At 58.5% G+C, this 18,896-nt stretch carries 9 protein-coding genes; 6 read left to right on the top strand and 3 right to left on the bottom strand.

Annotated elements, in window-relative coordinates; translation table 11 throughout:
- Positions 1-11: 11 nt before the first annotated feature.
- Genes ABGT65_RS04595 through ABGT65_RS04585 form a run of 3 tightly spaced genes read right to left on the bottom strand, consistent with a single transcriptional unit; the run spans position 12 to position 6,022 of the window.
- Positions 12-1,169, bottom strand: coding sequence for a SusE domain-containing protein (locus ABGT65_RS04595; protein ID WP_346700092.1), 1,158 nt, complete (start codon positions 1,167-1,169; stop codon positions 12-14).
- A 34-nt stretch (positions 1,170-1,203) separates the two neighbouring features.
- Positions 1,204-2,862, bottom strand: coding sequence for a RagB/SusD family nutrient uptake outer membrane protein (locus ABGT65_RS04590; protein WP_346700091.1), 1,659 nt, complete (start codon positions 2,860-2,862; stop codon positions 1,204-1,206).
- A 13-nt stretch (positions 2,863-2,875) separates the two neighbouring features.
- Positions 2,876-6,022, bottom strand: a complete 3,147-nt coding sequence (locus tag ABGT65_RS04585) for a TonB-dependent receptor (protein ID WP_346700089.1) — start codon at positions 6,020-6,022, stop codon at positions 2,876-2,878.
- 176 nt (positions 6,023-6,198) lie between these two features.
- On the opposite strand from ABGT65_RS04585, the gene ABGT65_RS04580 reads away from it, so the two are divergent.
- The 6 genes from ABGT65_RS04580 (at position 6,199) to ABGT65_RS04555 (ending at position 18,857) form a co-directional block, all read left to right on the top strand.
- Complete coding sequence (locus ABGT65_RS04580; protein ID WP_346700088.1) at positions 6,199-10,221, top strand: two-component regulator propeller domain-containing protein; 4,023 nt, start codon at positions 6,199-6,201, stop codon at positions 10,219-10,221.
- A gap of 368 nt (positions 10,222-10,589) precedes the next feature.
- Entirely contained in the window at positions 10,590-11,336 is a 747-nt protein-coding gene (locus ABGT65_RS04575) for an NrtR DNA-binding winged helix domain-containing protein (RefSeq protein WP_346700086.1), read from the top strand.
- Positions 11,337-11,376: 40 nt separating this feature from the next.
- The gene (locus ABGT65_RS04570; protein ID WP_346700085.1) at positions 11,377-12,873 is read left to right on the top strand and encodes an FGGY family carbohydrate kinase; all 1,497 of its coding nucleotides are present in this window, start codon (positions 11,377-11,379) and stop codon (positions 12,871-12,873) included.
- An 11-nt stretch (positions 12,874-12,884) separates the two neighbouring features.
- Positions 12,885-14,198, top strand: a complete 1,314-nt coding sequence (gene xylA / locus ABGT65_RS04565) for a xylose isomerase (RefSeq protein ID WP_346700083.1) — start codon at positions 12,885-12,887, stop codon at positions 14,196-14,198.
- A 145-nt stretch (positions 14,199-14,343) separates the two neighbouring features.
- Positions 14,344-15,768 (top strand): D-xylose transporter XylE, encoded by a 1,425-nt coding sequence (xylE, locus tag ABGT65_RS04560; RefSeq protein ID WP_346700081.1) that lies wholly within the window; start codon positions 14,344-14,346, stop codon positions 15,766-15,768.
- A gap of 455 nt (positions 15,769-16,223) precedes the next feature.
- Positions 16,224-18,857 (top strand): TonB-dependent receptor domain-containing protein, encoded by a 2,634-nt coding sequence (locus ABGT65_RS04555; RefSeq protein ID WP_346700079.1) that lies wholly within the window; start codon positions 16,224-16,226, stop codon positions 18,855-18,857.
- The last annotated feature ends 39 nt before the right edge of the window (positions 18,858-18,896 follow it).

Here is an 18,896-nt window from a genome sequence, read left to right as displayed (position 1 = left end):
AGTTTCAGGTTTTATTTGAATTTATATTCGTGCCACCAGGTTCCGGCCGGGTTGTCTGCATTCAGATAGAGGTAGCAGTCGAATGCGCGGCCGCAATCTGTCGTGAGGAAGTTGTAGGTGTTGTCCCAGTCGGCATTTCCGAGCGAGGTGTAGAGGTTCACCTTGAGGTAGTCGGTCGTATAGGAGGATCCGAGCGAGCTCTGGGTTCCGAGGTAGAGCATGGATCCGTCGCCGAGGGTGGCATTGAACCGGTGTCGCGAGTCGTTTGCCGAGTTGTCGGAGATGGTGTTCTCGTAGTCGGCGAGCAGCCAGACTCCTTTGCCCTGGTAGTCCATGGTGACCCGGGCTGTCGACATCTGGTTGTCGGCCCAGGCTGCGGCGTAGTATTCGATCTTGGAGATGGTGTTCGACTCCCAGGTCATCACGCCGAAATCGATCTTGATCCAGTAGATGGCCTCGGTGGCGAAACGGTTGTTGACGGGGGTTTCGGAGTCGGTCACCGTTCCGTCGTCGTTGAGGCTGTAGTAGCGTCCCAGGTCGTCGACGACGGTAAAGTCGCTGCCGGCCTTGATCCGGGTGAATGCTTCGAAGGTTCCCTCCGTAGCGGCCACGTTGTCGATTCCTGCCGAGACGGCCATTGCGATTCCGTTCTGGGGGTCCTCGGTAGCTTCGCCCTGGAGCGTGATGCGCTGGGGCAGCGGCGACATGGAGTTCATGGTCGTGACGCAGAGCAGGCGCGATTCGGTGTAGACGCTTCCGTTGATTCCTTTCGAAGCGCGGACGGTCCAGCGGAGGTTCCCGGTTTCCCGGGTTCCGAGGCCTGCGGTCCGGGCCACGGTGTTGAGGTCCTTGGCCGAGACGCTCAGATAGGTCTGCGAACCGGTGAGCTGGCTGGTCATGGCGGCGAGGGGCTGCGAGAAGTCTCCGTTTTCACGGTCGAAGAGGAGCTCGTAGGATACGAATCCGTTGTCTTCGGCGATCGAGGGGCTCCATTCGAAGCGCACGTCGTTGCCCAGGGAGAGGTCTATGCTCTCGTTTTCGGCGGGGAGATAGAGTTTGTTCCCGGTCTGGATGTTGTAGTTGATCTCATTGCCCTCGTCCGAACATCCGGAGACGAACGGCGTGGCCGCGAGGGCCATGATCGTGATATTTCGCAATAGGGTATTCATAATTTCAGGTTATTAGCGTAATTCCGATGCGGGTTTACCATCCGGGGTTCTGCGTGAGGTTGTGGTTGATGTCCCGTTCGCTCTGGGGGATGGGGAACCAGTATTTCATGTTGTATGCCGAGGGGCACTGGATGTTGCTTCCGTCGTCGAGGTAGGGGGCACCCGTTGCCCGGGAGGTCAGATAGGCGGCTCCGGTGCTCTTGAGCGAGGGGTTGTCGAGCAGTGCCCAGCGGCGGATGTCGAAGCAGCGGCGTCCTTCGAGCGCGAGTTCGGCGCGGCGTTCGTCGCGGATGGTCTGACGCAGCTCCTCGCTGTCGCCGGGATATGCGCAGTAGTCTGCGTCGAATCCGGCGCGTTCGCGCAGCGGGCGGATCGTGGCGTCCCAGATTTCGGAGGTCATCTGGCCGGTTTCGTACATCGACTCGGCGTACATGAGCAGCACGTCGGCGTAACGGATCTCCATGAGGGGCTTGTAGGAGCCGCCTCCGGCGCCGACTGTATTGGCCACGTAGTTCTTGATGTTGTAGTATCCGGTGAGCGTACGGTCCTGTGTCCCATTGTAGGAATCGGTCAGGGCGGGGTCGCTCTTTTGGGCTTCGGCCTCGTCGTCAGGGTTTGTCCAGCAGGTGTAGGTACCCTTCCCGACGCCCTCCGAACCGATGATCTTGCAGGCCTTGGCCTCGGGGATCTCGATCGTGCAGCCGTTGTAGGCGATCGTGGCGTAGAAACGCAGGTCACGGTCTTCGTAGTCGGTGTCGTCGGCAATCGATCCGTCGGTCTTGCGGAAGCAGTCGACGAGCTCCTGCGTGGGGGAGAAGGAGACGATTGCGCCCGAACCGATCGACTGGGGAACGCGGGTTCCGGTATCCCAGCTGCGCCTGATGTCCTCCACGCCGCCCTCGTAGGCGAATTCGAGGGTCATGATCGACTCCGGACCGTAGTGTCCGTTGACGAAGAGGTCCGCATAGTTCGATGCGAGGGCATAGGTCCCGTATTCGGTGCTGTTGATGAGTTTTTCGCACTCGCGGGCGCAGTTTTCGAAGTCGTTGTCCAGAAGGTATGCGCGGGCGTTGAGGGCTACGGCCGTACCGCAGGTGACGCGTCCGTTCTCATCGGTGGGGATTTCGGTATTCTTGGGCAGGATGTGCGAGACGGCTTCGAGTTCGGAGTGGATGAAAGCCTTGATCTCGTCGGCGCTCGTACGCGAAATGTTCTTCGATTCGGGGAGCGTGGGGTTGGTCGTCAGGAAGGGCACGTCGCCGAACCAGGTCGTCAGACGCATGTAGGTGAAGGCGCGGAACAGGCGCAGTTCAGCGACGAGCCGGTTTTTCGTGCTTTCGTCGAGATTCATGCGGTCCTGGTTGTCGAGTCCGGTGTGGATCGTCCGCAGCTCCTGGTAGCACTGGTCCCATTCGTCGGAGAAACGTCCGCCGTTCGTGGTTGCGAGTCCCGTGACCGTATTGGTCGAGTTCGAGGAGTGGCGGCTGCCGTAGACGTCGTCCGAGAGGATGTTGTTGCCGAAATACATGTCGGCATTCCAGTATTGGTTGTAGGCGAGGTAGAGGGCAGCCATGCAGTTGTCCTCGTATTTCCAGAAGTTTTCGTCGGAATACGAGTTGGTGGGATACTGTTCGATGCCTACGCAACCGACCAGTCCGGCCATCAGGAATGCGAATATGGTGTGTTTTTTCATGGAAGTGTTGTTTTTAGAAAGTCAGGTTGATACCGCCGCCCCAGTAGCGTAGGGTAGGATAGTTGCGCAGGGAGTTGGCTCCGTTTTTTGACATGTTGCTTCCGAACTCCGAGGATTCGGGGTCGAAGAAACCGTATTTGGTGAACGTCAGCGGGTTCTGGGCATCGAGGTAGATGCGCAGGCTCTTGCACCCGAACTTCTTGGTCCACTTTTCGGGCAGGGTGTAGCCGATCTGGATATTCTTGACGCGCAGGTAGGCGGTGTTCACCATGTTCAGTTCCGAACCGGGCTGCCCCCAGTTGTTCGTATCGCTTGTGGAGTCTTTGGCGGCCAGACGGGGCCACCGGGCATCGGTATTTTCGGGCGTCCAGTAGTCGAGCTGGTGTTCGTACATGGTCATACCGTAGTCGCTGTGGAAAGGCTGTACGAGCTCGCCGCGGATCGCCTGCGTACGTTTCATCACACCCTGGAGCATGATGCCGAGGTCGATACCCTTCCAGCTGACGTTGTAGCTGAAGCCGTACGTGTAGCGCGGGAATGCGTATCCGAGATAGGTTCGGTCGTCTTCGTCGATGACGCCGTCTCCATTGATGTCGACGTACTGGACGTCACCCGGCCGAAGTTGCGAGCGGTCTACGGTCGAGGGGATAGCGGCGTTCTGAATCTCCTCGTAATTGGAGAAGTATCCGGCGACCTTGTATCCGTAGTAGGAGTTCAGGGGGAGCCCCTCCTGGATGATGGCTGTGACGCCGTCGACCGAGGCAATGTTCGGGGTCCCGTAGGTGACGACCTCGTTTTTCGAATCGGCGAGGTTGAGCGAGAAACGGTGTTTCCAGGCTCCGTGGTTGAGGTCGTAGTTGATCGTCAACTCCCAACCCTGGTTGTCCATGACGCCGCGGTTCTCCTTGGCGATGCTGGCGCCGAAGACGCCCGGAACGATGGCGTCGAGCAGGATGTCCGAGGTTCGTTTGTAGAAATAGTCAAAGTTGATGTTCAGCGTATTGCGGAAGAACGATGCGTCCAGACCTACGTTGAAGGTCTTGGAGCGTTCCCAGGTGAGCGCTTCGTTACCCATCGTGAACATCAGGCCCGGGACGGAGCTCCCGTTGAATCCGTAGGCATCGGTCCAGATTCCGTAGGTCGTCATGAAGTCGTACAGACCCACATTCTGCTGGTTGCCGTTGATACCGTACGAGGCGCGGAACTTCAGGTCTCCGATCTTGTTGTGGTAGTCGCCCATGAACTCCTCCTGGGAGATGCGCCATCCGACCGACACGGCCGGGAAGAAACCTCCGTTCCGTTCCTTGAGGAATTTCGACGACATGTCGTAACGGGCCGTGAATTCGACGTAGTATTTATCGTCGTAGGAGTAGCCGATACGGCCGAAGTAGGATTGCAGGGCCGACCGCGTATTGTCCTGCGTGGAGAGCGATGTGCCGCTGTCGCTCGTGACGGTACCCTCGCCGGGCTGGTTCAGGTCGTTGAGGTATGTCTTCGAGGCGTTGATCGAGTAGTGTTTTTTCGACTCCTGCGACCAGCCGACCAGTGCGGTTACGTTGTGTTTCTCGGCGAACGTGCGGTTGAAGTCCAGCAAGACCTGCCCGTTGAGATAGGTGTCTCTTCCGACCCAGTCGTCGGCGGGGGTGGTGGTGCTTCCGGAGAGTACGGCGGTCGAGGGGTCGGACCAGTTTGCACCGTTGTCGGTGACCACGTAGTAGGTCATGTGGTCGGAGAAGCGGTGTTCGGTGCGCGATTCGGCGCTGAGCACGCCGCGGATCTTCAGGCCCTTGATAATTTCGAATTCGGCATTGAAGATGCCGTTGAGGTAGTCGTTGTCATACTTGTTGTACCCCCCCCCGACAAGTCCGGCGAGCTCGGCACCGCAACCTCCCCATTTATAATTGTTTGCATAGAAGATGCCGTTGTCGTCCATCGATCTGAAGAAGTAGTAGGTCGGGTAGCGTGAGAGGTTCGCGAAGAGGAATCCGCTGGTCGTCGGCGATTTGGTCTCGGCGCGGGTGTAGCTGAGGTTTGCACTGACCTTGAGCCGTCCCCATTCGGTCGAGAGGTTCGAGCGGACGTTGTAGCGCTGTCTGCCGTAATCGGGGCCGATGTAGTTGGACTCCTGGTCGAAGTACCCGGCCGAGAGCATGTAGGTCGAGTGCTCGGTACCGCCCGTGACGCTGACGTTGTAGTTTTGCTGGAGGGCGTTCTTCATGGCCTGCTCGACGAAAGATTCGCTGTCGCCGTGGATGTACATGTCCTGAATCTCGGCTGCGGTGAAGATGGGGCTCCGGCCGGAATTGGTCAGGGCTTCGTTGCGCAGGATGGAGTTTTTGTACGAGGGTACATGTTCGAAGAGGATATGGGGCTCCTGGGCACCCAGCTGTGCGCTGAAGGAGATGGTCGGAGCGGTCTCCTTGTGTCCCTGTTTGGTGGTGATCAGGATGACACCGTTCGAGGAGCGGGCGCCGTAGATGGCTGCGGATCCGGCGTCCTTGAGGATGTTCACCGATTCGATGTCGTTGGGGTTGAGGTCGTTCATCCGCGAGGCATCGGCCTGGGGCACGCCGTCGATAACGACCAGCGGCGAGTTGTTACCCATGGTGTTGATGCCTCGGATCGAGATGTTCATCTGATCGCCGCCCGTAGGGTCGTAGTTGCGGTTCTGGATGATGAGGTTTGCGGCCGTACCCTGGAGGGCCTGCTGGATGTTGGCGACGGGACGGTCGGCAAGGTCCTCGCGGTTGACGGTTGAGATGGCCGAGGTGATGTGCCGGCGGGTGGTGGTACCGTAACCGATCACGACGACCTCGTCGAGATAGCTCGTATCCTCGGTCATGGTCACGGAGATTTCGGTTTTGGTCCCGACCTCCTGTACGACGGTTTTATACCCGAGGTAGATGAACTGGAGTTTGTCGGAGTCCTTGACTCCCTTGAGCAGATAGGTACCGTCGGCTCCGGTAGCGGTACCGTTTACGGTGCCTTCGACGATGACGGAGACCCCGACGAGGGGTTGGCCCTTTTCGTCCACGATTTTGCCGTTTACCGACTTGGTCGCGGATTGCGCTGAGGCCCCGCAGATGCCGGAAACGACCAGACACCACAGCAATGCGAGCGAATAGCGCGCAAAAGTGCTAAAAGTCGATTTCTTAATCATACATAAGTGGTTATTAGTAATAAAGGTTGCTTGTTGGGTGTACCAATATCGCAAGCAAAGGTATTTATTAAAGTATTACTGCGAGTACGATTTTGTGCCATTTAAGTACAAAGATGTACTTTTATGATGATTTGTGGTGAAAAAATCTTAATTTCGGGGCAAATATAGTACGAATTATGCATATCGGGTCCTTTTTCCGGGTCGTGTGTGCGGTTACGCTGCTGACGGGCACACCCCTGCTTGCCGGAGCGGGGAATCTGCGGATGATCTCCAGCCGCGAGGGGATCAGCAACAACTCCATTCTGTGTCTGGACCAGGATGCGGACGGTTACATTTGGCTGGGAACCTGCGAGGGCCTCAACTTCTGGGACGGGCAGCAGATGGCCTGCTACCCGTTGGCCGGGAGCGGGATGCTTCCGCTTTCTGGGAACCTGATCGAGAAGATCCACCCGACGCAGGACCATTACAGCTGGCTTCGGACCAACTACGGGCTCGATCTGATGTACCACAACAAGGTCGTCGAGCAGCACCGGGAGTTCCAGGGGATCTACTTTCTGCTCACGCGCAACCGCTCGGAGACGATCGTGCTGACCCAGGGCGGGGGATTTTACGGCTATTGCGAGGAGGATGCGTCGTTCCGGCCGATTCCGGAGCCGTTCTCCTTCGACACCTATATCACCTCCTGGACGGGGTCGGGGGATTCGGTTTACCTTTTCCGCACGGACGGGATCTACCGGACGGCTTTTTTGCCCCGTTATCCGGGCGAGCCGTGCCGGCTCGATTCGCTGGAATGCGTGCAGCCGCTTGCATTGAACTATGCCTTTGCCGACCGGGATTCGGTTTTGGTGATCGACACCCGGGGTATTCTCTATACCTTCGATCCGCAGAACGAGGTGCTCGAATACATCACGGACCTCAGCGGGGAGATCGAGCGCTACGGGAAGGTCTCCGCGGCGATCCGCTACGGCGACGACTTTCTGGTGTCGTTTCTGTTCGACGGGGTGACGCGGCTCTGTTTCACGCCGGAGAATGCCCGCAAATACGAGACCGAGCGTCTGGATATCAACTGCGGGGTTTTCAGCCTGCTCAAGGATGAGAAGCAGGATATCGTCTGGATCGGGAGCGACGGGCAGGGGCTTTTCATGTATGCCGACGACGAGGTTTCGTTCCATTCGTACACGTTCGACAAACTGCCCTACAACCTCTCCAAGCCGGTCCGGAGCCTGTTGCTCGATTCGCGGGGGACGCTGTGGTTTGCGACGAAGGGCGAGGGTATCGTCCAGATTCCGAACTTCTCCACGTCCCGCAAGCCGACGGATTTCGAGCAGATCAACGGCCCGGATTCGGGGCTTTCGGACCATGCGGTCTTCGCCCTGGAGGAGAGTGAGCGGGGCTTGGTGTGGATCGGCTCCGAGGGATTCGGGATCAATTACCGGTCGCTTTCGGGCGGTGCGGTGCGGACCCTGGGCGGGGATCTCCCGCCGGATCTCCGCTACATCCATGCCATCCGGGAGAGCCATCGGGATACGCTTTGGGTCGCCACGGTGGGCTGCGGGGTTTTCCGGCTGTTGCTCGGCGACCGGGACGGGGTTCCCTACGTCCGGGAGTGGAAGAAACTCGATTTCGGCCGGGCGCTGGAGAACAAGAACTTCTTCTTCACGCTCTTCGAGGATGTGGACCATACGCTCTGGATCGGGAATCGGGGCGGGGGTTTGATCCACTACTTTCCGCAGAGCGACTCCTGTACGGTGACGACCTTCGACGATTCGCGGGCCGAGATCGCCAACGACGTGTGGTCGATCCTCCGTTCGGAGGACGGGCGGCTGTGGATCGGCACGAGCTGGGGGCTGTTGCTGCTCGGGGATGACGGGACGGTGCACGAGACGCCCATCCGGAATATCGTGCACGGGATTCTTGAGGACAGCGACCGGAAGCTCTACCTGACGACCAACAGCGGTCTTGTGCGCTACGACCCGGCGACCTCCTCGCAGGTGAAGTACGGATACTCCTACGGGGTCAACACCATCGAGTACAGCGACGGTGCGGCCTTCAAGGATGCGAAGGGCAATATGTTGTTTTTCGGGGGTACGAACGGTTTTGTGGTGATGGAGCAGACCCGCTACAGGGCGGAGCCGTTCTATCCCGAGCTGCTTTTCCGCTACGTGCGGATCAACGACCGGCTGATTCCGTTCGAGGATGCGGTGAATGACGACGGAGAGTTGGTCATCCGGCCCCACGAGCGGCTTTACGGCGTGGAAGTGATCGCCCTGGACTACATCAACGGCAGCAATTACGTCTATCTGTACACTACCGAAGAGTTGGAGGGCCGCTGGCTCGAATCCTCTTCGGAGATCCAGTTTGCGAAGCCCCATCCGGGACGCTACCGGCTGCACGTGCGCTACCGGAACACCGTCACGGGGGATACGAGCCCGGAACGGACGCTGACGGTGGTGATCCGGGCTCCGTGGTTTGCGACGCTCTTTGCGAAGTGCCTTTACGTGCTGTTTTCCCTGCTTTTCGCGGCTGGGGCGGGTTATTACCTCTACCGGCGCCGGCAGCGGAAGCGGGCTGCGGCTTTAGAGCGTATCGAGGCCCGGCGCAAGGAGGAGATCCTCGATTCGAAACTCCACCTGATGGAGAATCTGGCCCAGCAGATGGCGGCTCCGGTCTTCATGGTTTCGGTTCCCTGCCAGCAGTTGCTCGACTACGGGCATTCGGACGATTACATCCGTCAGCGATTGCGGAAGGTGCTTCAGCAGAGCGACAAGCTGTCGAACATCATCCACATGCTGCACGATTTCCGGGAGTCGAGCGAGTCGGGGAATCTCAGCGTGAAGATCTTCTCCGTGACGGAGTATGTGACGGAGATTGCGAAGAGTTACGTCTCATTGGCCGAGGAGCGCGGGATTTCGTTCGAGCTCCGGGTTCCGGGGGAGCTTCTGTGGACGAGCGACCCGAAGCGGGTTTCGGAGGTGGTGGACATGGCGATGGCCAACGCCTTCCTGCACGTGGCGCAGAAGGGCAGGATCGGGCTTGACATCGCTTCCGAGGGGGAGCGTCTTGTCATTCGGCTGGAGGTCGGGGGGAGCTGGATCGACGAGGAGGCGTTCGGCCTGTTGACGGACCGTTACGACATGATGGAGTATTTCCAGCGCCGCAGCGAGGGCGGGGATTCGTTCCAGGACGAGATGCGTCTGGTCGTCTGCTTCAACTACGTGACGAGCCTGGGCGGTGTGATGCGTTTCCGGGATCGGGGCGACCGGTTTGCGTTCGAGATCGAGCTGCCGTCGCTCAGCGTCACCGACACGGGTTCGGACATGGAGCCTTACGGGGCGTTTTCCGAGGAGTACCTGCTGAACAGCCACATCCTGATGGTCGAGAAGGAGCGGATCCGTCAGTTCGATGCCGGGGGTAACCGTCCGACGATGTTCGTGATCGGTTCCGACGCGGGGATCATCAACTCGCTGGCGGAGATGTTCTCCGAGGAGTACAACATCCGCACGTTCCGCAAGCCGGAGAAGTTCGTCGAGGAGACGCAGGCGGGGTATCCGGACATTATCCTTTGCGAGAACATCCCGATGAAGGCGGATCTGGAGCGGCTGATGTCGTCGGTCAAGCGGGACCGGATGACGGTGAAGATTCCCGTCATTCTGATTACGAGCCTGCAGCAAGCGGATTCTCCGGTCGGGGAGTATGCGGATGCGGTTCTCTCGCTGCCGATCAACGTGAAGACCCTGAAATTTACGGTTCGTCAGAGTCTCAACCGGGTAAGTTCGTTGCGGGAGTATTACAGTTCGTCGATCAGCGTCTATGAGTTCAGTGACGGGAAGATGTTGCACAGTGAGGACAAGCAGTTTCTGGAGCGGATGTTCAAGATCATCCAGGAGAACCTTGCGGACAGCAGCATGACGACGGCGACGATTGCGCGGCAGATGGGGATCAGCCTTCGGAATCTCTACCACCGGCTCGAAGGGATCGTGAACGTGACCCCGAGCAGCATCATCCGGGAGTATCGGCTGGCCTATGCGGAGCATCTGCTGACGAAGACGAAGCTTTCGGTGGACGAGATCATCTACAAGTCTGGCTTTACCAACCGGGGGACCTTTTTCAAGAATTTTTCGGCGAAGTACGGCTGTACGCCGAAGAATTACCGGAGCCGGAAGATCGAAGAGGTTCCGGAGACCCCGGAACAGACATAAGTTTCATCGAGAGCCTTTCCTTCTTCCCTCCCGCTTGTTATTCTGCGGGTTTCGGGCATTCCGTTTCGGGGACGCCCGTTTTGTGTGTGTCGGGATCATACGGCCGGGGCATCGGGGATCTTGGTGTTTTCGACGTTTTTCCGGTATTTCCGGCTTTCCGGTGTCGGCGCCTGCATCTGCCTCCCTGCGTCTCGGTGCTCCGAAAAGGTTAGCGTAATCCCGTACCTAACTCGTTGCCCTGTGAATCGCCTTTCTAAAGGGTTTTCGGGGGTTTGTTGAAGGATTCTTAGCGTATAAAATACGATAAGTTTGCAATCCCGATGATGAATGGGTAACTTTACAAACGTTACCTGAAATCGCTACCAACCATGACCGTCCAGATGAACCAGTCGCTGTCGGTGGACTGCGCCGTCTTCGGCTTCAACGGCAAGACGCTCAAAGTCCTGCTGATCGAACGGCGCTACTACAAGCCCGACACGCATCTCGACCCTTTGAAACTGCCCGGTGCGATGATCCTCGAAAACGAGACGCTTCCCGAGGCGGCTTATCGTGTCCTGGAGGAGGCCACGGGTCTCAAGAACGTCTATCTGAAACAGATGGATATTTTCTCCGACCCGCAGCGTGTCTGCGGTGAAGAACTGGAGTGGATCAATCGTTATCATGGGATTCACAGCGAGCGGGTTGTGACAGTAGGCTATTATGCGCTGGTGAAACTCGATCATCGAACCATCGCCTATACCACGGCCAAAGGAGCGCAGTGGGTTGACGTGGATTCGATTCAGCGATTGGCCATGGATCACAAACAGATCCTTTCGTCGGCTCTGCGGCATCTTTGCCGTGAGATGCTTCAGTCGCCTGTAGCCTTCGAGCTGCTGCCTCGGAAGTTCACGATACGGTCCCTTCAGAATCTTTACAGTGCCGTGCTGGGCATCGAGATCGATAACCGCAATTTCCGGAAAAAGATCCTCTCATCGGGTTTTCTGACCCCGACGGCCGAGAAGGAGCAGGGCGTAGCCCACAAACCGGCGCAATACTATACATTTAATAAGAATGCCTACAAGAAAGCCGTCAGGGAGAAGTTGAAGTTGGGATTTATCAACAATTGGAAATATTGAGGCCGCACGACTTGCGGGAAACAACGAAAAGGAAAAAATCATGAAAAGTTTGGGAATAGACATCGGCTCGTCATCGGTCAAGGTGTCGTTGCTGGACATCGCGACGGGCGAATGCGTGGCGTCGGTCTCCAATCCCACCCAGGAGATGTCCATCGAGGCGCAACAGGCGGGCTGGGCCGAGCAGGACCCGGAGATGTGGTGGCACTATGTTTGCGAGGGAATCCGGCAGATCGGCGCCGCACATCCGCTGCGCGAGGTGGTGTCGGTGGGTATCACCTACCAAATGCACGGACTGGTCTGCCTCGACCGTGCGGGGCATTCGCTTCGCAAGTCGATCATCTGGTGCGACTCGCGGGCCGTGGGACTCGGAGCCGAGGCGCTGGAGGCGATCGGGCGTGATTTCTGCCTGCGCCATACGCTCAACTCGCCGGGCAACTTCACGGCCTCGAAACTGGCTTGGGTCAAGTGCCACGAACCCGAACTCTTCGCGCGTATCGACAAGTTCCTGTTGCCGGGCGACTACATCGCCTGCCGCCTTTCGGGCAAAATATCGACGAGTGTCAGTGGCCTTTCGGAGCAGATTCTCTGGGACTTTAAGGAGGAGCGGCGTGCGGATTTCGTGGCCGATTACTATGGTATTCCGCATGAGCTGATCCCTGAAGCGGGACCGTCGATCGGCGTGCAGTGTGAGATTGATGCCGCGACAGAACGGTTGTTAGGCATTCCGGCCGGGACTCCGATCTCCTACCGCGCGGGCGACCAGCCGAACAACGCCTTTTCGCTCAACGTGCTGGAGGCGGGCGAGGTGGCCGCGACGGGCGGCACGAGCGGCGTGGTCTATGGCGTGACGGATATGCCGAAGGCTGATCCGCAGTCGCGTGTCAACACCTTCGTGCACGTCAACCATACCCCCGAACACCCTCGCTATGGCATTCTGCTCTGCATCAACGGTACGGGGATCATGAATTCGTGGATGCGCCGTCACGTCATACAACAGACGCTCGACTACGGGGAGATGAACCACCTGGCAGCAACGGCTCCCGTGGGGGCGGACGGCATCGTGGTGTTGCCCTTTGGAAACGGCGCCGAGCGAGTGCTCGGCAACCGCACGACGGGAGCCGCGATCCTGAACCTTGACTTGAACCGCCATTCGACGGCCCATGTGCTGCGGGCTGTGCAGGAGGGGGTCGCTTGCTCGTTCCGCTACGGCATTGACATCATGCGCGGGCTGGGGCTTGTGCCGAAGGTCATCCGGGTCGGTGCCGCGAATCTGTTTCTTTCGCCGCTCTTCCGGCAGACGCTGGCCTCGCTGATCGGTGCGCGCATCGAGATCTTCAATACGGATGGGGCACTGGGTGCGGCGCGCGGCGCAGCCCTTGGCGCCGGGTACTACCGCACGCGCGAGGAGGCTTTCGCATCGCTTCGGTGCGTGAGGACGGTAGAACCTGTCGAGGCTGACCGCGATGTGCTGGAGGCAACCTACCACGCATGGGTGGCGGCCGTCGAATCGAAACTCAACGAACAGACAACCAAATAAAAACACGAAAAATGGCAACGAAAAGTTATTTCCCGACGGTCGGGAAGATTCCTTTCGAGGGCAAGGATTCGAAAAACCCGATGGCATTTCACTATTACGATCCGGAGCGTGTCGTGCGCGGCCGTAAGATGAAGGATTGGTTCCGCTTCTCGATGGCGTGGTGGCATACGCTCTGCGCCGAGGGCGGCGACCAGTTTGGCGGCGGTACGAAGAAGTTCCCGTGGAACGAGGCGGCCTGCCCGCTGGAGCGTGCCCGGGCGAAGATGGATGCCGGCTTCGAGTTCATGCAGAAGATGGGCATCGAGTACTACTGCTTCCACGACGTGGACCTGGTGGACGAAGCCGCCACGGCCGAGGAGTATGAAAAGAACCTGAAAGAGATCGTGGCCTATGCCAAGCAGAAGCAGGCCGAGACGGGGATCAAACTGCTGTGGGGTACGGCCAACGTCTTCGGGCACGCCCGCTACATGAACGGCGCCTCGACGAACCCCGATTTCGACGCTGCGGCCCGTGCGATGCTGCAGATCAAGAACGCCATCGACGCGACGATCGAGCTGGGCGGCGACTGCTACGTCTTCTGGGGCGGCCGCGAGGGCTACATGTCGCTGCTGAACACCGACATGAAGCGTGAGAAGGAGCACATGGCCACGATGCTGCGCATGGCGCGCGACTACGCCCGTGCGAAGGGCTTCAAGGGGACGTTTCTCATCGAGCCGAAGCCCATGGAGCCGATGAAGCACCAGTACGACGTCGATACGGAGACGGTGATCGGATTCCTGCGTGCCCACGGCCTCGACAAAGACTTCAAGGTCAACATCGAGGTGAACCACGCCACGCTCGCCGGCCATACGTTCGAACACGAGCTGCAATGTGCCGTTGATGCCGGGATGCTCGGGTCGATCGACGCCAACCGCGGTGACTACCAGAACGGCTGGGACACGGACCAGTTCCCGATCGACCTCTACGAGCTGGTACAGGCCATGCTGGTAATCCTGCGCGGCGGCGGCCTGCAGGGCGGCGGCACGAACTTCGACGCCAAGACGCGCCGCAACTCCACCGACCTTGAGGACATCTTCATTGCCCACATTTCGGGAATGGATACCATGGCGCGCGCGTTGCTGATTGCGGTCGACATCCTCGACAACTCGCCCTACGAGATGATGGTCTGGGAGCGCTACGCCTCCTACGACTCGGGCGAAGGCAAGGCCTTTGAGGAGGGAAAGCTTACTTTGGAGCAGGTGGCCGATTATGCCCGCACGCACGAGCCCGTGCAGCGGAGTGGCCGTCAGGAGCTCTACGAGGCGCTGATCAATATGTATATCTAAACCAATCTCCTGCGTTGCGGCCGTTCGGTTGCCCGACGGGCAGGCTCCCGAAAGGCATCCGAGGCCCTTCCTGCATCGGATTCTCCCCGCCCCTCGGCGGGGAGGCCCGACGTGGAGAGCGCACGACATCCCTAAAACCTGAACCATGACCTCAACCCAAACAACCGGCAGCCGCGTGTATCTTTTCTCGATCGTCCTGGTGGCGGTCATCGGCGGTTTGCTCTTCGGTTACGACACGGCGGTGATCTCGGGCGCCGAACAGGCTCTCGACTATTTCTTCCGTACGGCAACCGATTTCACCTATACCTCGTGGTTGCACGGCTTTACGGCCTCCAGCGCCCTGATCGGCTGTGTCATCGGCGGCGCCATCTCCGGAGTGCTGGCCTCGCGCCTCGGACGGAAACGTTCGCTCGTTACGGCGGCCGTTCTTTTCTTTGTCTCGGCTGTGGGATCGTGGTGGCCCGAGAGCGGCATCCTGCCCTACGGTGAAGCCTCGCTTCCACTGCTCGTTTCGTTTAATTTTTACCGCATCATCGGAGGCATCGGCGTGGGTCTCGCCTCGGCCGTCTGCCCGATGTATATTGCCGAAATCTCTCCGGCGAAGATCCGCGGAACGCTTGTTTCGTGCAACCAGTTCGCCATTATCTTCGGCATGTTGGTAGTCTATTTTGTCAACTACCTGATTCGCAATAACCTCGGCGAGACGACCGAGGCGATCCAGACAGCGATGGTGGAGATCGGCTGGCGTCGGATGTTCTTCTCGGAGGCCTTCCCTGCGGGTGCATTCCTGCTGCTAATCCTGCTGGTGCCCGAAACACCGCGCTTCCTGGTCCTGCGGGGCAACGATACGAAGGCCTTTGCGGTACTCGAACGCATTAACGGTACGGCCGAGGCGCAGACGATCCTCGATGAGATCCGCGCCTCGGTGCACGAGAAGCGCGAGCGCCTCTTTGCCTACGGCTCGGCGGTTATCGTCATCGGCGTGCTGTTGTCGTTCTTCCAGCAGGCCATTGGCATCAATGTCGTGCTCTACTACGCGCCGCGCATCTTCGAAAACATGGGGGCTACGGGCGACGCCTCGATGCTGCAGACGGTGGTGATGGGCATCGTCAACATCCTCTTTACCGTTGTGGCGATCTTCACAGTTGACCGGGTGGGCCGCAAGCTGCTCCTGATCATCGGTTCGACGGGTATGATGATCGGCATGGCGGCCCTTGCGGCGCTGTCGTTTTCCGATTCGATCGGTATTGTGGCCCTGATTTTCATCATTCTCTACACGGCGTCGTTCATGATGTCGTGGGGCCCGATCTGCTGGGTGCTCATCTCGGAGATCTTCCCCAACACGATCCGCTCGCAGGCCGTGGCGATTGCTGTGGCGGCACAGTGGATTTCGAACTTCCTGATTTCGGCGACCTTCCCGTCTCTGAGTGTCTGGAGTGTCGGGGGTACCTATTGTATTTATGCCCTGATGTCGTTCCTCTCGGCCCTCTTTGTCTGGAAGATGGTGCCCGAAACCAAGGGTAAGACCCTCGAAGAGATGTCGGCTCTGTGGCGGGGTTCCGTCCGGTAAGGATCTCCGGTTTTCCTGAAAAGAGAGGCTTCGGACAATCCGAAGCCTCTCTTTTCGTATGACGGCAGTTCCTTTCGGGTTCCAGAACGGACTTTGGTGCCGAGCGAGCAGCGGATACAGTAGTATTCGGCTTGGCGGCCGCGGTCCTTCGAGACGGTGTTGCGCAGATCAGGGTTGCCATCGTGTACATCCCGTTGGCGAGGTTCTCGCTGCCATCTGGTCCCGTCGGATCTATCCCCTTGGGCAGCGTCTATTTGGCGGTTTCGAATCGTTGCAGCCGGATCGTGAGACCGGGTAGTGACGGGTAGCCGCAGTCATGTCAAGGGAATATCACGCCGTCTACACATCGTTGTAATACCCGCACTTCAATTTTGCATCCGGAAATCATGAAGAAATAGAAATTACGGATGTTATTGAGGAAAATTGTTCTTACCGCGTTCTTGTTTTTAAGCAGTATGCATTATGCGCTCGGAGCGATTCCCTTTCGCGGAAAGGTCGTTGACAAGACAACCCGCGAGGCGCTTGCCGGAGCCACGCTCATTGTCGAGGGTTCAACCCGTGGAACGACGACCGATGCCGCGGGGCGCTTCGAATTGGATCTGGATCCAGGCGTTTGTGCGGTGGTTGTCTCCTATATTTCCTATCAATCGCGCCGCATGGAGGTGACGGTTGCGGAAGGGATGCCCGAAGCACTTGTCGAACTGGAATCCGACAATCAGATGCTGGCCTCGGTGACGGTGACGGCCCGCAAGAATCTTGAATCGGAACGCGCTCTGCAAACCGAACGCATCGCGTCGAACGTCGCAATCGAGAATATGGGCGCCAAGGAGATGTCGCTCAAAGGGATCTCCAACGTACAGGAGGGTGTCCGCAAGATGGCGGGCATCTCCATCGCCTCGGCCGGGCAACTCATCGTTCGGGGGCTGGGCGACCGGTACAGCATCACCACACTCAACGGACAGCCCATTGCTTCGCCCAATCCCGACAATAAACTCATACCACTCGATATTTTTCCTTCGTCGACCGTGAAGAACATCACCGTGAGCAAGGTCTACGAGGTGAGTTCCTATGCCGACTACTCGGGAGCGCACATCGACATCAATACCAGGGAAAATACCGGTGAGAACTTCTTTTCGGTGGATTTCCATACCGGCGGGGCCTTCAATACCGTCGGGCGCGGCTTCTATCGCATGGATCACCGTTCGCTGTTTACCCAGCCGACGGTTGACCCGCAAGCCCTGTCGGGTTCGCTGTCGGACTTCCGGCAGTACGTGAAGACGAAGGATATCTTCGATACGGATTTCGGGGTGTCGAAGCATACGGCGCTGCCGACCTTCGGAGGCAACCTTGCCTGGGGGCGAGACTTCCGTGTGGGGCGCCAGACGGTGAGTCTACTGGCCTCGGGGGGCCTGAGCAACGAGCAGCAGACGCTGGACAATGCCGAGTTCCGCCTGCTCGAAGCGACCGGGCGTACGACCGACGAATATGAATACGACAGTTACATGAGTGGACTGAAAATGGCGGCTCTGGCGAGCCTCAGTACGACTTTGCGCGATGCCGACCGCCTCGGTTACACTTTCTTTTATGCCCGCAATGCCACGGATACCTACTCCCGGCGAGAGGGATATGATCAGGAGGACCACGAGCTCATCGGGAGCAATGACGTGATGCACGTTTACCGGCTGATGACGCATCAGCTCTACGGCCGCCACGTTTTCGGTGAGCGTTGGAATCTGCGTTGGAGCGGTTCTTATTCTACCACTTCGTCCGACGAACCCGACCGTCGCCAGGTGATGTACCTCAAACACGATGACGGGACGTTGAGCCTCTTCGATCTCAACCAGCAGGAGACCATGCGTTACTTCGGCACGCTTGACGAGCGCGAGTGGAATGGCCATGCCGCCGCGGACTGGACTTTCGGAACGGGTCACAAGCTGACGGCCGGTGTTTCGTGGAAGGACAAGAGCCGCGACTATACCGGGACGCGTTTCTACTACGATATTTCGGATCTGCACCCCGAGATTACGGATATCTATTCGCCGAACGACTATCTCAATTTCGAAAACGTCTCCAACGGTTCGCTCGTAATCAACCGCCAGAAACAGCCCAAGGATAGCTACGAGGCCGGCAATCGCATTGTGGCGGGATACGTTTCTGTCGATCTGAATCCGCTTCCGTCACTGCTTATCAATGCCGGCGTACGCTACGAGTCTTCGCGGCAGTGGGTGCGCTACTACAACGACCAGAGCCTCCGCGAACGGCGCGACATCGACTGCAACGACCTCTTTCCGGCGCTGAATCTCCGCTACAATTGCACGGACGAACACCAGCTTCGCCTTTCGCTTTCACGCACCATCACCCGCCCGTCGTTCGTCGAGATGGCGCCGTTCCTCTATCAGGAGTCCTACGGATCGGTGCAGCTGCGCGGTAACGAAGCGTTGCTGAACAGTTACAACTACAACCTCGACCTGCGCTACGAGTACCACAACCGTCAGGGGGACATGCTCTCCGTGGCCGGTTATTACAAATACCTCGACGAACCGATCGAGCGCATACAGATGCTTTCGGGCGGTGCGGCGGTCCATACGTTCCGCAACGCCGACAACGGCCTGGCTGCCGGTGTGGAGATCGAGCTCCGCAAGGTGCTGGTCCGGACGCTGCGGCTCGGCGTGAATGCCACTTACATGTACACCAACGTTACGCTGCCCGAAGGGGGTGTCTATACCAACAAGGAGCGGGCTCTGCAGGGTGCTTCGCCCTACCTGGTGAATGCCGATCTGACGTGGTCGCCCCGACTCGGCGGGGAGCGGCAGCTGAATCTGGCCCTGCTTTACAACCTTCAAGGCCCGCGTATCCACGCGGTAGGCATTTCGGGACTGGGTGACGTCACACAGCGGCCCGTACATACGCTGAACTTCACGGCTGCCTGCCGGTTCAGCCGCCGCGTCGAGGTGAAACTGCAATTCGTCGACCTGCTCAACCGCGCAATGATTTTCGAACAGGAGGTGCCTCAGACGGGCCGTACGATCGAAGTGGAACGTTACTGTCGGGGAACGAATTTCGAGGTGGGTTTGAATCTGAAATTCTGACACAATTATAAAAGGACAATCCATTCAAAAAAACTGAAA

This window comes from uncultured Alistipes sp., from assembly GCF_963931675.1.
GTDB lineage: Bacteria > Bacteroidota > Bacteroidia > Bacteroidales > Rikenellaceae > Alistipes.
This window is presented reverse-complemented; position numbering and strand designations above follow the sequence as displayed.